This window comes from Vibrio sp. 10N.286.45.E10, from assembly GCF_002874195.2.
GTDB lineage: Bacteria > Pseudomonadota > Gammaproteobacteria > Enterobacterales > Vibrionaceae > Vibrio > Vibrio crassostreae.
Genome location: NZ_MCWD02000001.1, coordinates 103,098 through 116,949 on the forward strand (window position 1 = coordinate 103,098; position 13,852 = coordinate 116,949).

The 13,852-nt window shown below is 43.3% G+C and carries 10 protein-coding genes; 8 read left to right on the plus strand and 2 right to left on the minus strand.

Annotated features, from left to right (window positions below):
* The first annotated feature begins 74 nt into the window (after positions 1 to 74).
* From BCU34_RS00415 to BCU34_RS00445, 7 genes are all read left to right on the plus strand, one after another.
* Positions 75 to 599, plus strand: a complete 525-nt coding sequence (locus BCU34_RS00415) for a phosphatase PAP2 family protein (RefSeq protein WP_102478667.1) — start codon at positions 75 to 77, stop codon at positions 597 to 599.
* A gap of 54 nt (positions 600 to 653) precedes the next feature.
* Positions 654 to 1,724 (plus strand): MJ1255/VC2487 family glycosyltransferase, encoded by a 1,071-nt coding sequence (locus BCU34_RS00420; protein ID WP_102478666.1) that lies wholly within the window; start codon positions 654 to 656, stop codon positions 1,722 to 1,724.
* 346 nt (positions 1,725 to 2,070) lie between these two features.
* Complete coding sequence (leuO, locus tag BCU34_RS00425; RefSeq protein ID WP_019826889.1) at positions 2,071 to 3,030, plus strand: transcriptional regulator LeuO; 960 nt, start codon at positions 2,071 to 2,073, stop codon at positions 3,028 to 3,030.
* A 201-nt stretch (positions 3,031 to 3,231) separates the two neighbouring features.
* Positions 3,232 to 5,040: an AMP-dependent synthetase/ligase gene (locus BCU34_RS00430; RefSeq protein WP_102478551.1), complete on the plus strand. Its 1,809-nt coding sequence runs from the start codon at positions 3,232 to 3,234 to the stop codon at positions 5,038 to 5,040.
* Positions 5,041 to 5,500: 460 nt separating this feature from the next.
* Positions 5,501 to 7,240, plus strand: coding sequence for an acetolactate synthase 3 large subunit (locus BCU34_RS00435; protein ID WP_102478552.1), 1,740 nt, complete (start codon positions 5,501 to 5,503; stop codon positions 7,238 to 7,240).
* A gap of 1 nt (position 7,241) precedes the next feature.
* Positions 7,242 to 7,736 carry an acetolactate synthase small subunit gene (gene ilvN / locus BCU34_RS00440; protein ID WP_008219984.1) on the plus strand — a complete coding sequence of 165 codons (495 nt, stop codon included), beginning with the start codon at positions 7,242 to 7,244 and terminating at the stop codon, positions 7,734 to 7,736.
* A 113-nt stretch (positions 7,737 to 7,849) separates the two neighbouring features.
* Complete coding sequence (locus tag BCU34_RS00445; protein ID WP_102478471.1) at positions 7,850 to 9,733, plus strand: GGDEF domain-containing protein; 1,884 nt, start codon at positions 7,850 to 7,852, stop codon at positions 9,731 to 9,733.
* A gap of 575 nt (positions 9,734 to 10,308) precedes the next feature.
* Here the strand turns inward: BCU34_RS00445 and BCU34_RS00450 are convergent.
* Complete coding sequence (locus BCU34_RS00450; protein ID WP_019826885.1) at positions 10,309 to 10,980, minus strand: GntR family transcriptional regulator; 672 nt, start codon at positions 10,978 to 10,980, stop codon at positions 10,309 to 10,311.
* 176 nt (positions 10,981 to 11,156) lie between these two features.
* Positions 11,157 to 12,569, minus strand: coding sequence for a pyruvate kinase PykF (gene pykF, locus BCU34_RS00455; protein ID WP_017061403.1), 1,413 nt, complete (start codon positions 12,567 to 12,569; stop codon positions 11,157 to 11,159).
* Positions 12,570 to 12,998: 429 nt separating this feature from the next.
* Between pykF and BCU34_RS00460 the strand changes: the two genes are divergently transcribed.
* Positions 12,999 to 13,769: a DeoR/GlpR family DNA-binding transcription regulator gene (locus BCU34_RS00460; RefSeq protein WP_048614888.1), complete on the plus strand. Its 771-nt coding sequence runs from the start codon at positions 12,999 to 13,001 to the stop codon at positions 13,767 to 13,769.
* Positions 13,770 to 13,852 lie beyond the last annotated feature (83 nt).

Sequence of the window (13,852 nt, forward strand, 5' to 3'; positions counted from 1 at the left end):
CAAAACGTCACTTAACTGTCATTTGTTGAGCATAACTTGAGCCTTAACTGAATAAGGATTGTTAAGGAGATCGTATGCGTACAATCGAACCTATTGTCCGCTGGGATGTGGCATTTTCTGTTTTCTGTTTAAACAACCGCTATGGCGGGCAACATGCAACGCTCAGTAAAGCGGTGTCTCATACTGGAGATGGACACCTTTACGTGTTAATTGCGTTGATTGCTTTGCTGGCTGATAGCAGTACTGGCCGAGACTTTCTTTTGGTGGGCTTAACCGCCTTTGCAATCGAACTGCCTATTTATTGGCTTGCTAAAAACACCCTCAAGCGTCGTAGACCGGCTGAATTCTCTTCACTGCTTTATTCCCACATTGTGCCATCCGATAAATACAGCCTGCCATCTGGGCATTCCGCGGCGGCTTTTGTTATGGCGACCCTAATCGGACATTTCTATCCGAGCTTATATCTCTTTAGCTTGGTGTGGGCAACTGCGATTGCTGGCTCTCGAATCTTACTTGGTGTGCACTTTTTAACAGACGTACTGATTGGCGCAGCCTTGGGCATCGCTTGTACTAGCCTTGCTATCAGCTTCATCCTGTAATTATTTTGTTGGCAACCACTGCCGAGCTAAAGTGGCAAATTTAAAGGAACATGCATGAAAATTTTATACGGCGTACAAGGCACTGGAAATGGTCACATCGCACGTGCGAGAGCAATGGCCGTCGCCTTTCGTCAGCAAAATATCGATGTCGACTTTCTATTCTCTGGAAGAGATGAGAGCAAGTACTTCTCGATGGAAGAATTTGGAAACTACCAAACCCGCAGTGGCTTAACGTTTTATAGTGAGCAGGGGCAGGTGAAATACGGCAAGACATTCATGAAGAACAACATCTGGCGATTTCTGAGTGAGATTAACCAGATCGATCTGACACCATATGATTTAGTGCTTAACGACTTTGAACCCGTGACCGCTTGGGCAGCTAAAAGACAGGGCGTACCTTGCATAGGGATAAGCCACCAGAATGCGTTTCGTTATGATGTACCCAAAGAAGGGGGTAACTGGATTGAACATTCAGTGATTCAACATTTCGCCCCAACCGCGCACTCAATTGGGTTGCACTGGTATCACTTTGAACAGCCGATACTTCCACCTATTGTTCATACGCCTATCGCTCCCACGCTAGTTGGTGAGCAACAAACCAAAACAGCACAAGACTTTACGTTGGTCTATTTGCCATTTGAGGATCTTGAGTCGATCTCAGAGCTGCTGATGAAGTTCATTTCGCATAATTTTGTCTGTTACCACCCAGATGTTATTGAGCATAGTCGAGTCGAAAATATTGAGTTCAAACCACTCAGTCATGCGGGCTTCCAATTCGACCTTAATCAGTGCTCAGGTGTGGTCGCAAATGGCGGCTTTGAATTGCCGTCTGAAGCTTTAACCTTAGGGAAGAAATTGCTTCTCAAACCACTTGAAGGGCAGTTCGAACAACAGAGCAATGTGGCGACGCTAGAGGCTCTTGGATTAGCTCAGACCATGACCTTTTTAGATGCAGCTATCTTGCGTGCTTGGCTCAGTGAAAAACAGGCTGAAGTGGTCACTTATCCAGACGTGGCAAGTGCACTCGTTGAGTGGGTATTAGCGGGAAATTGGTCTAATCAAGATGACTTAAGAAAGCAACTTTGGGACAAGGTAGACTTTCCAAGTTATGCATCGCTCACCTAACTCATAAGTGTTATTTCTGAATTAGCTGGTCAACTAATTCATCGGTTCAATAAGTTGTAACAATTGTAACCAAAAGATAGAACAGCTAAATAAGTCGAAATCAAACTCATAAGTTGAGCTTTTTATATTTTTTTATAACTCTATAAATTACTGATTTTTAGAGGTTATTTAATCATTAAGGTAAAATAAAATTATTCTTTATCAATCTTGTTGGTAGCTCGAGATGTATTGGTTAATAGTAATGTCAATCCGAAAAACATCGGTCTGATAAATATAAGAATTAGTGGTTATCTATTCTCATACCATTACCAATTTAACGCTGTCGAACCGACAAGAGGCAACTTGAATGTTAGATAAAAAAGACGCAATGAGTGCTATTGCAAGCTACAGAATGGAAAGCACACTTCGTGGAGTCGACTTAAATCTTTTGACTGTATTTGATGCAGTTATGCAAGAGCAAAACATTACACGTGCAGCTCACAATCTGGGTATGTCTCAGCCTGCTGTAAGTAACGCTGTTGCTCGTCTAAAAGTGATGTTTAACGACGAACTATTCATGCGTCAAGGTCGTGGTATTCAACCGACTCAACGTGCTCGTCAGTTGTTTGGTCCAATCCGCCAAGCGCTACAATTAGTACGCAACGAACTACCAAGTTCTGTGTTCTCTCCGGAGTCGTCTTCTCGCCTGTTCAAACTTGCGATTTGCAGCCCTTGTGACATGCGTTTTGCACCTAAGATTATGTCTACAATCAACGACCAAGCACCGAGCGTTAAACTGCACATGGATGCTGAATTCGATCGTCAACTTTCTGAGCGTATGCGTTACCAAGAAATCGACTTCGTTATCGATTACGCTCGTTTTGATGAGCAAGGCTTCTCAAGCACTGAAATCTTCCAAGACGAGTTAGTTGTGGTTGCTTCTGCTTCTCACCCACGCATCAACGGTGAAGTTTCTGCGGCAGAGCTGCTTAACGAAAAGCACGCAAAACTGTCTCGCATCCATGGTCAACGTAGCTTCTCTGAGCAAGCTTACCGTGACCTAGATTGCACGCCTTTCTACGAAGGTACGAGCTTGAGCAACGTTCTTTACGTTGTAGGCCAATCTGAACTAGTAACAATTGCTCCTCGTTGGATGGTTGAACATGCTGCAAACAAAGAGCAGCTTCAGATTCTAGATTTCCCATTCGATAATGCGGCGATTTCTGGCTTCCTAAGCTGGCACGAATCAAGTGAAAAGGATAAAGGACACATTTGGTTACGAGATCAGTTAATGATGATCTGTGGCGAAGTAGTGGCACTTAACTAAACACTAATCCCTATGATTTATAAGCCCTAAGCTAGGAGTCTGGCTTGGGGCTTTTTTGTACCTGCTATTTTTGTTGATAGAAAACTTAGCGTGAGACGTACTATTACTTATAACTTTGAGCTTCATCAGTTGCCTTTTCCATGATCAGAGGTACACTTGTGCGCTCAAAAAAGCTTACAGGTGTAAGCCAAAGGTAAAGAGATGGCCAATTTAGATTTTCATATCGTAAAAAGACTTCGTGACCAAATTGCCCAAGGCGGCAACCGTACAGCTTTGAAGCACAAAGTAGACAATGTATGGCAAGGCATTAGCTGGGAACAGTTTGGACAACAAATCGATACGCTTTCATTAGCACTGTTGGCTCAAGGACTGAGAGTTCAGGATAAGATCGGTATCTATTCGAACAATATGCCTCAATGGACCGTGGCAGATTTTGCATCTTTACAAGCACGTCTTGTGACTGTGCCGATTTATCCAACCAACACAGCAGCGCAGTCGTCTTACATCATCCAAAATGCAGATGTGAAGATCTTATTCGTTGGTGAGCAAGTTCAATTCGATGCGGCAGTTAGCCTGTCTGAAGAGTGCGAGCAGCTAGAAGTTGTTGTAGCTATGTCTGATGACATCGACCTGCAAGGACACAGCTTTGCCGTATCTTGGAATGACTTCATGGCGCGTGGCGTTGAAGCACAACAAGCAGAACTTGACGCGCGTCTTACTGATGCAAGCATGGATGACTTACTGACTCTTATTTATACCTCTGGTACTACAGGTCAGCCAAAAGGCGTAATGCTTGATTACACTAATATTGGTTACCAGTTAGAAGGCCACGATGAGCGTCTTAGCCTAAGTAAAGACGATGTCTCATTGTGTTTCCTACCTCTGTCACACGTATTTGAGCGTGCTTGGACGTTCTACGTTCTCTATAAAGGCGCAACCAACTGCTACCTGCAAGATACGATGCAAGTGCGTGATGCGCTAAGCGATGTGAAACCTACCGTAATGTGTGCGGTTCCACGCTTCTACGAGAAGATCTTCTCAGCTATTCACGAGAAGGTATCTAAAGCGCCGTTTATCCGTAAAGTGCTATTTACTTGGGCGGTGAACATGGGAGCGAAGCTTTCAGTTTGTCACCAGGAAGGCCGTACTCCATCGTTAATGCTGAAGAAGAGCCATGCACTAGCCGATAAGCTTGTGCTGTCTAAACTGCGAGCTTTGCTAGGTGGTAACATCAACTTCATGCCATGTGGTGGCGCGAAGCTAGATGAGACGATTGGTCGCTTCTTCCATGCTATCGGTATCAACGTAAAACTTGGCTATGGCATGACAGAAACTACAGCAACAGTATCTTGCTGGGATGACCGCTGTTTTAATCCTGATTCGATTGGTATGTCGATGCCGGGTGCAGAAGTGAAGATTGGTGCGAAGGATGAAATTCTTGTTCGTGGTCCAATGGTGATGCGTGGCTATTACAAGATGCCAGAAGAGACGGCTAAGACGTTTGACGAGCACGGCTTCCTGAAAACTGGTGATGCGGGTCATTTTGATGAAAATGGTAACCTGTTCATTACTGATCGTATCAAAGAGTTGATGAAAACCTCTGGTGGTAAGTACATTGCACCGCAAGTGGTTGAAGGCGCGATTGGTAAAGATCACTTTATCGAACAGATTGCTGTTATTGCTGATACACGCAAATTCGTTTCTGCGCTGATTGTACCTTGTTATGACTCGCTAGAAGAGTACGCCAAAGAGCTTAATATCAAGTATCACGATCGCGTTGAGCTTGTTAAGCATCACCAAATCGTTGAGATGCTAGAAAAGCGTGTAAATGACTTACAGCAAGAGCTGGCTAAGTTTGAGCAAGTGAAGAAATTCAAACTGCTACCGAAAGCATTTTCGATGGATGATGGTGAACTGACACCAACTCAGAAACTGCGTCGTAAAGTTATCAACGATAAGTATCAAGACGAAATCGAAGAAATGTACAACGAACAGCCTAAAGATAAGTAGTTTTCTGCTTAGATAAATTTTCAGTTGTTTAAAAATCCCCCTACGAATGTGATTGCATTTTTAGGGGGATTTTTTGTATCTAATGACACAGCACTATGTGCGAAAGCGCACACCAACAGGCTCGCTGTTTATCGATAAATAGCGTTCTATCGAAATATTAAGTGCTTTTTTTTGCCCGCGTACTAGTTTTTAAAACTAGTTGTTAAGGTTGGTTTGGGTTTTATTTGATGCTTTGAGCTAATAGTTGGTTTTTTGGCACAGTTGCCGAATAACAGGTGTTAGACCAGATGATAATAAAGCGTTAAAGTTGTTTCGTATTACTGTTTGTTGTTATCACGACAGACAGCCATAGCCGAAAAAGTGGAAGTATTTCGAATTAGGCTACGAATAAGCCCTAGACTATGAAAAACCAGCCCAACATGTTCACCAAATATGATTGGAAACTGGTGAGGAGAGCAATATGACAACAAAACCTGAAACAGCAATGTTATCCGGCGCTGAGATGGTGGTGCAGTCTCTAATTGAAGAGGGTGTAGAACAAATCTTTGGTTACCCAGGTGGTTCTGTACTTGATATCTACGATGCGCTGCATGCTAAAACTAATGAAATTAAACACGTATTAGTACGACACGAACAAGCCGCTACCCACATGGCAGATGGCTACACTCGTTCTACCGGTAAACCGGGTGTAGTACTTGTGTGTTCTGGTCCAGGTGCGACCAATACCGTTACTGGTATTGCAACAGCCTACATGGACTCAATCCCAATGATTGTTATTTCTGGTAACGTACCAAATAACCTTATTGGTAACGACGCCTTCCAAGAGTGTGACATCGTGGGTGTATCCCGCCCGATCGTTAAACACAGCTTCTTAGTTAAGAAAGCGGAAGATATCCCTGAAGTCGTTAAAAAAGCATTCTATATTTCAACGACAGGACGTCCTGGTCCTGTGGTTATTGATCTGCCAAAAGATATCTTAAACCCACAAATCAAACTTCCTTATGAATACCCAGAAACGATCAAAATGCGTTCGTATAACCCAACGGTTACGGGTCATAAAGGTCAAATCAAAAAGGCACTAAAAGCCCTTCTTGAAGCGAAGAAGCCGGTACTTTATGTCGGTGGTGGTGCGGTTATTTCTGAGGCAGATAAGCCGCTGTTAAAATTAGCAGAGGCACTGAATTTACCCGTGGTAAGTACCCTAATGGGGCTTGGCGCTTTCCCTGGCACCCATAAGAACTCTTTGGGCATGTTGGGTATGCATGGTTTGTATGAAGCCAATATGGCAATGCACAATGCGGACTTGATCTTTGGTATTGGCGTGCGTTTCGATGACCGAACGACCAATAACCTAGATAAGTACTGTCCTGATGCGAAGATCATGCACATTGATATCGACCCATCTTCGATCTCTAAGAACGTAAAAGTGGATCTACCGATTGTAGGTTCTGCTGAAAAAGTTCTAGAGAGTATGGTCAACCTGCTGGTTGAGCAAGGCGGCACCAATGATGCAGAAGCAATGGAAAGCTGGTGGAGTGAAATCAAGGTGTGGCAAGATCGTGATTGCCTAGCTTATGAAAAATCTTCAGAGTGCATCAAACCACAACAAGTTATTGAAACACTTCATAAAGTAACTAATGGTGATGCTTACGTTGCTTCGGATGTAGGTCAGCACCAAATGTTTGCAGCATTGTACTACCCGTTTAACAAGCCACGTCGTTGGATTAACTCTGGTGGTCTAGGCACGATGGGCTTTGGTCTGCCTGCTGGTATGGGCGTTAAGTTTGCAAAACCAGACGAAGAAGTGGTTGTAGTAACCGGTGACGGCAGTATTCAAATGAATATCCAAGAGCTGTCGACTGCGCTGCAATACAATATTCCCGTTAAGATTATTAACCTTAACAACCGTTTCCTAGGCATGGTAAAACAGTGGCAAGACATTGTTTATCAAGGTCGTTACTCTAACTCATATATGGACTCTGTTCCTGATTTTGCTGCTATTGCTGAGGCTTATGGCCACGTTGGTATGCGTATTTCATCTCCGGATGAACTGGAATCAGGTTTGGAAAAAGCACTAGCGATGAAAGACCGTTTGGTATTTGTCGATATTAGTGTGGATGACACCGAGCACGTATACCCAATGCAAATCAAAGGCGAGGGTATGGATAACATGTGGCTAAGCAAAACGGAGAGAACATAATATGAGACACATTATTTCACTACTAATGGAAAACCAACCTGGTGCGCTTTCTCGTGTAGTTGGCTTGTTTTCTCAGCGTGGCTACAACATCGAGTCTTTGAACGTATCGCCAACCGATGATCCGACGCTGTCTCGTCTTAATGTAACCACTAACTCGAGCGAAATGCAGCTTGAGCAGATCCAGAAACAGCTGCATAAGCTAATCGACGTACTAAAAGTGCAAGAGGTCTCTGAGCTTGAACACATCGAGCGTGAGCTGTTGATGGTTAAAGTTCGCGCGAGCGGCTTTGCTCGCGCAGAAGTGAAGCGCACAGCAGATATCTTCCGTGGTCAGATTGTTGATGTAACGGCTTCGCAATATACGGTTCAAATGGCGGGTACGAGCGAGAAACTGGATGCATTCATTCAGGCGCTGTCTGAAGTAACAGAAGTGCTTGAAGTGGCTCGAAGTGGTGTTGTTGGTATCGCACGAGGCGAACGTGCGTTGAAAGCCTAGACGATAAGTCTTTAAAAAATATATTTAAAGCCGCTTTTTTAAGCGGCTTTAATTTTGTTAATTTTTTAGAGTGCTATAATCCCGCGCTGCACTTCCATTCATCTGAGTTAGCAATGAGAAATAAAAAATCAATAATTACATTGCTGATTATCTCTATCATATTGTCTTCTGCAGTATGCCTGTATTATTTTCAGCGTTACAAAGAAGTAAAACAGCAGAGCTTTGACTACTCAGCTAAGCAAGCTGTCCATCAACTAGTGTATGCCAAGCGAGATTATGATCTTCTCAAGACTCAGTTAGTCTCGGTAATGGAGCTACTCAGTCATAGCCAGAGCTTGGTTAACTTTGCTTCTTCTCCCTCAGACCAAACCAAAGATCTACTTGAGGAGGTCTGGCAATCTGTTCTTGTGAATCAGAAGTGGTATACACAAATTCACCTATTAGATATCACAGGTAAAGAGCTGGTGCGCGTTAACTATTCTTCTGATACCGGTAGGGTGACGTTACCCCAGCAACTGCAAGATAGGTCGGATTCTAACTACTTCCAATACGCTCAAAAACTAGAAGCCGAACAGATTGGCGGCTGGGGGATTGAGCTTGAAACGGAGCATGGTGAAGTCACCTTTCCTTATTCGCCAGTAATCCGTGTATTTACCCCGGTAGAAACCCCTGACAAAAGAGTGGGCTATCTAGTCATTAATCTCGATGTATGGGGCTTATCGTCGCGTCTTAGCTTTTCACCTGATAACGACCTTAGAGCTGAAGTTATCAATGAAGCGGGTTATTTCATCGCGAGTAACAACAGCGATAAGTTGTTCGGAGACGCTATTCCTGAAAGAAAGAGTTACAACCTGAAAAATATCGCGCCAAAGACGTGGAATGCGATCTCCAATGAGCAGGTGGGGTACGTTTTTGAAGGTGACAACTTGTTTGCCTTTAACACGGTTATGCTTGCGAACAGTCAAAAGGTCCATTTGCTGATTCAACTTAATCAGAAGCAACTGATGGAGCGGGCTGAGCGTGACCTGAATGATTTGGCCTACGAAGAGATCATTGTTTTGATTACGGTGCTGATTTTCGCCTTCCCGTTTGCTTACTTGGTGACGCACTATCGACGCCGAAGCCTTGAGAGTAAATTGGCGCGCGCCGCATTGAATGGCATGTCGGCAGTGATGATCTCTGACAAGCAGCACCGCACAATGATGACCAACAACGAATTTGAAAACATGACAGGGTACTGCAAAAAACAAGTTATCGGTCAGAATGCCCTGCAGTTGTTACTTGAGAATACCGACCAAGTACTCTCAAGTTCGGCTATCTGGAGTCATTTAGAGCAAGAAGAAGTATGGGAAGGGGAAGTTCAGTGTAAGAACAAACTGCGTATTCCTTTTACAGCGATCATGCGAGTGCATGTGGTCAAAAACAATTCGGGTAAAGTCAGCTACTACATCACCTCGTTGGTGGATATTTCCGTGAGGAAGGAGCTTGAAGTACGTTTGAGGATCTTAAGTGAACGTGACTCTTTGAGTAACCTTTGGAATAGACGAAAGTTCGAAGAGCAGCTCGCGTATTATTCTCGTCTGGTAGAGCGTTACCCCAATGAATCGACGACTTGCTTAGCTTTAGTCGATATCGATAACTTCAAGCGAATCAACGACGAACTTGGTCATGACGAAGGCGACCGGGTGATAGCAAGTGTCGCTAAGCTTCTGCAAGATAGCCTTCGCGGGACTGACTTTGTTGCACGTGTCGGAGGAGAAGAGTTTGCACTGTTGATGCCACACACCTCACTATCGGAAGCAAAGCGCGTATTGGATCGCTTGCGAATCGAGATTGAACTGGCAGCCGGAACTAAGGTCACGGTGAGTGTTGGCTTTACTGATTTAACAAGTAACAGTACTCGCTCATACAAGTGTGCCGATGTTGCGCTTTACGAATCTAAATCGTCTGGTCGTAATACGGTCTCTATGTGTCCTAGCTACGATGATGTCGCTTAGCTTAGCTTTAATCCTTTCTTCTCTTTGCTTCACCTCTTCAAGCTGGCCCCGACTCACTTTATCTCTCCCCCTTTTTCTAGGAATCTCACTTTTGAGCGACCTATGTCACAAAATCTATACAGTTAGACTAAAGTCTAATGCCGGTGAAAATTTGAGCTAAAATGAACAATAAGTAAACTACTTTGCTTCAGATTACATCGTGTTAAACGATGTAATAAATAGAGTGTTTACCAGATGTAAAAGGATGACACCGTTAACTTAATTCAACTGATTAGCTAGCTTTTTCAATGATTTGAGAGGCAGCAGTAGAATTAGGTTAGCTGGAGCAAGAGTTTGGGGATCATACAGTCTGGTTAAAAGAGGCGTGGTATGTTTGTCGATTTTTTAGTGAGGTTAACCATAGGCACATTAGCCATTCTTGGCTTTCAGCTGAGTGCATTGTATTTTTTACCTATGGTTGTGCTGCTCAATACTCATCACAAAGAGTTTTTTGGGTGGTAGTTCAGTCGTGATACTGAAACAAAAAAACGGAGCCGTTGGGCTCCGTTTTTATTTAGTTAGAATCTATCTTGGCATTATGCTGCTTCGATAACTTCTTCAATTCGTTTCATTGAACCTAGCAGGTGTTGATCAAGCAGTTCAGTCGCTTGTTCTACATTCTTAGACAGTACTAGTTTCATGATCATTTCGTGTTCATCAATATTGAACAGATCATCTGATGCGCTTTCTGCAGACATAGCGAGGAAGCGGTAACGTTTTACTTGGTTGATCAGGTCATCAAAGAACTTAAACATGTTTTCTGAATCAGCGCCTTCAAGTAACGCAACGTGGAATTGTTGGTGACGCTCTTCCCATTCAACACAATCAAACTCTTCAGATACGTACTGTACTCGTGACAGTTTATGGTAAGACGTTAGTACATCCAGCTCCCAGCTCTCATCACCCGCTGAAATCGCCTTTTTTAGTAGAACAGAAGAGACAACACGAAGGCTTTCGTATAGGTCATTCAATTCTTTCTTTGATACAGGAGATACCCAGCAGCCTTTCTGTGGCTCTAGTTTTACGTATTTGCTCCAAGATAACTGTACCAAGGCTTCGCGAATAGGAGATGCGCCAACGTTGTAGCGTGCTTTTAGATCAGCAACAACGAGCTTTTGACCTGGGGTTAACTCACCATTAAGAATATCTTGGCGAATCATCTTTGATACTTTGTCAGTGAGCGTAGGACTAGACATTACAAACCTCATCTATATATGATTTCTAGTCTGCTAATCCGTCTCTTAGAAAGAGCCAATTGGAAGTTAACAGTACGTAGTTCTATTGTGATTGATAATACAGCGTACTGAAAAGTTAGGCAAGATTTTGTTTCATAAAAAAAGAGGGCCGAAGCCCTCTTTTATATTTTATGCGAATCGGTTCATTCTTATAGAACGTGAACAGATGCCGTATTTGTAGTACCAGAAGCTACTAGAGCACCAGAAACCATAACTACGATGTCGCCTTTGTTACCTAGGCCAGATTGTAGAGCGATTTCTTTACCGTTGATGTAGAACGCGTCTGTGTTCTCGATAGAGTCAACAAGAACAGGCTTAACACCTTTAGTAAGAACTAGCTGTGCAGCTGTCTTTTCGTTAGTTGTTAGAGCAAGGATGTTTGCAGTTGGGAAGTACTTACGTACTGAACGTGCAGACTTACCGCCTTCAGTTGCAACAACGATTAGAGGAGCAGCTAGCTTCTCTGCTGTGTCTACAGCGCCTTTACATACTGCTTCAGTGATGCGTAGACGTGGGCTGTCTAGACGAGAACCTAGCTCAGCTTTAAGAGCTGAATCAGTACGGTTCGCGATTTGAGCCATGATAGTAACAGCTTCAACTGGGTACTTACCTTTAGCAGTTTCACCAGAAAGCATTACTGCATCAGTACCATCCATGATTGCGTTCGCAACGTCACCCGCTTCAGCACGAGTTGGACGTGGGTTGCTGATCATAGAGTCAAGCATTTGAGTTGCTGTGATAACCATCTTACGTGCGCGGTTACACTTCTCGATCATCATCTTCTGAGCGAAGATTACTTCTTCAGCTGGGATTTCAACACCTAGGTCACCACGAGCAACCATGATGCCGTCAGAAGCTTCAAGGATTGAATCGAAGTTATCAACACCTTCTTGGTTTTCAATCTTAGAAATGATGTGGATGTTCTCGCCGCCGTTAGCGTTTAGAAGCTCACGGATTTCTTTAACGTCTTCTTCTTTACGGATGAAAGAAGCAGCAACGAAATCAACGCCTTGCTCACAGCCAAACTTAAGGTCAGCTTTGTCTTTCTCAGAAAGAGCTGGAAGTTGAACAGAAACGCCAGGAAGGTTAACACCTTTGTTTTCGCCTAGAGCACCGTTGTTAAGAACTTTACACTTAACTTCAGTTTCTGTTGTTGCGATAACTTCCATTTCGATTAGGCCGTCATCAACAAGGATAGTGTTACCCGCTGTTAGGTCTTTAGCGAAACCTAGGTAAGTTACTGCTACTACGTCTTTGTTACCAACAACTGTTGCGTCAGTTGTGAAAGTGAACTCTTGACCAGCTACTAGATCTACGTCGTTACCATCTTCAAGTTTGATAGTACGGATTTCTGGACCTTTAGTATCTAGAAGGATAGCAAGTTGCTCACCTTTGTTTTCCATTACTTTACGGAAGTTCGCGATACGAGTGCCGTGCTCTGCGAAATCACCGTGAGAGAAGTTAAGACGCATAACGTTCATGCCAGCATCTACTAGTTCAGTTAGCTTCTCTACAGATTCAGTTTTAGGGCCAATCGTACATACGATTTTGGTCTTTTTCATGGAAGGTACTCTCCGGTAAGTATTGTTACAATTTGAAATTTATTTAAGTTCTGAAGATTGGTCCGCTACATCAACATTTTGTGCCTGTTGTGTAAAAGCGCGGGACTTCCAATATGTCCTTCAGAGTTGTAAGTCTTTCATCAGTTTTAGTCATTTTATGACCAAAAGAATTTGATTCAATATCGGTTTTCTGTGACTTACCCCACTATATAGGCGGTAAGTTGCAAAAAAATAACAGTCAGTTTTGTAATTTTTTTTCTTTTCGGGTGCGGATTCTACCACCTAATGAGTTCAATATCACTGCTTAACAATTGTCTTAGGACAAGGTTTTATCGCTATTTATTAATTTTTTGGATCAAAATAAATGGACTAAATAGTTTCGTTGTAACTATAATATGTTTCATATCGAAACTTAGTGGCCTTTTTTAAATGTCGAAACGAAACACCCAGCTCAGAAGACATGCAATTTCTAACCTAGTGAATGAAAAAGGGGAGGTTAGTGTTGATGAATTATCCGCTAAGTTCGAAACCTCAGAGGTCACTATTAGAAAGGACTTGGCGTCTTTAGAGAAAAACGGTCAGCTTTTACGCCGTTATGGTGGTGCGATTTCGTTACCGAAAGAGGTTGTCAACGAAGAACTGGGTCAACAAGTTTCGACTCGAAAGGTTTCATTGGCAAAAGCCGCTGCAGATTTAATTCGCGACCATAACCGCATCGTGATCGATAGTGGCAGTACTACCGGTGCCCTAATTCAGCAGCTAAATGCTAAGCGTGGCTTGGTTGTGATGACCAACTCATTGCACGTCGCTAATGCGCTTAATGAGCTTGAAAGTGAGCCGACGTTATTAATGACTGGCGGCACTTGGGATACCCATTCGGACTCTTTCCAAGGCAAAGTCGCAGAGTCGGTGCTTCGCGCTTACGATTTTGACCAACTATTTATCGGGGCCGATGGCATCGACCTTGATAGAGGCACAACCACGTTTAATGAACTGGTTGGCCTGAGCAAAGTAATGGCTGAAGTGTCACGAGAAGTGATCGTGATGGTTGAGTCGGAAAAAGTGGGACGAAAGATCCCGAACTTAGAGCTGGCATGGGAACACATTGACATCTTAATTACCGATACAGACTTGGGCGAAGAATCTAAAGCAAGTATCGAATCACATGATGTTCGCGTGATCCTGACTGATCCAGCGTAAAAACAAATTAAAATATTATGCATTTATCTTCCTATAATTGATCTTAATAAAGATATGGCCTTTGCTTGCTGCCAATAGGAATG

Bases quoted from the DNA above. Each gene is read 5' to 3' on its own strand.
- BCU34_RS00420 (WP_102478666.1), top strand. From the start codon at position 654: ATGAAAATTTTATACGGCGTACAAGGCACTGGAAATGGTCACATCGCA.
- ilvN (WP_008219984.1), top strand. From the start codon at position 7,242: ATGAGACACATTATTTCACTACTAATGGAAAACCAACCTGGTGCGCTT.
- BCU34_RS00445 (WP_102478471.1), top strand. From the start codon at position 7,850: ATGAGAAATAAAAAATCAATAATTACATTGCTGATTATCTCTATCATA.
- BCU34_RS00460 (WP_048614888.1), top strand. From the start codon at position 12,999: ATGTCGAAACGAAACACCCAGCTCAGAAGACATGCAATTTCTAACCTA.
- leuO (WP_019826889.1), top strand. From the start codon at position 2,071: ATGTTAGATAAAAAAGACGCAATGAGTGCTATTGCAAGCTACAGAATG.
- pykF (WP_017061403.1), bottom strand. From the start codon at position 12,569: ATGAAAAAGACCAAAATCGTATGTACGATTGGCCCTAAAACTGAATCT.
- BCU34_RS00415 (WP_102478667.1), top strand. From the start codon at position 75: ATGCGTACAATCGAACCTATTGTCCGCTGGGATGTGGCATTTTCTGTT.
- BCU34_RS00450 (WP_019826885.1), bottom strand. From the start codon at position 10,980: ATGAGGTTTGTAATGTCTAGTCCTACGCTCACTGACAAAGTATCAAAG.
- BCU34_RS00430 (WP_102478551.1), top strand. From the start codon at position 3,232: ATGGCCAATTTAGATTTTCATATCGTAAAAAGACTTCGTGACCAAATT.
- BCU34_RS00435 (WP_102478552.1), top strand. From the start codon at position 5,501: ATGACAACAAAACCTGAAACAGCAATGTTATCCGGCGCTGAGATGGTG.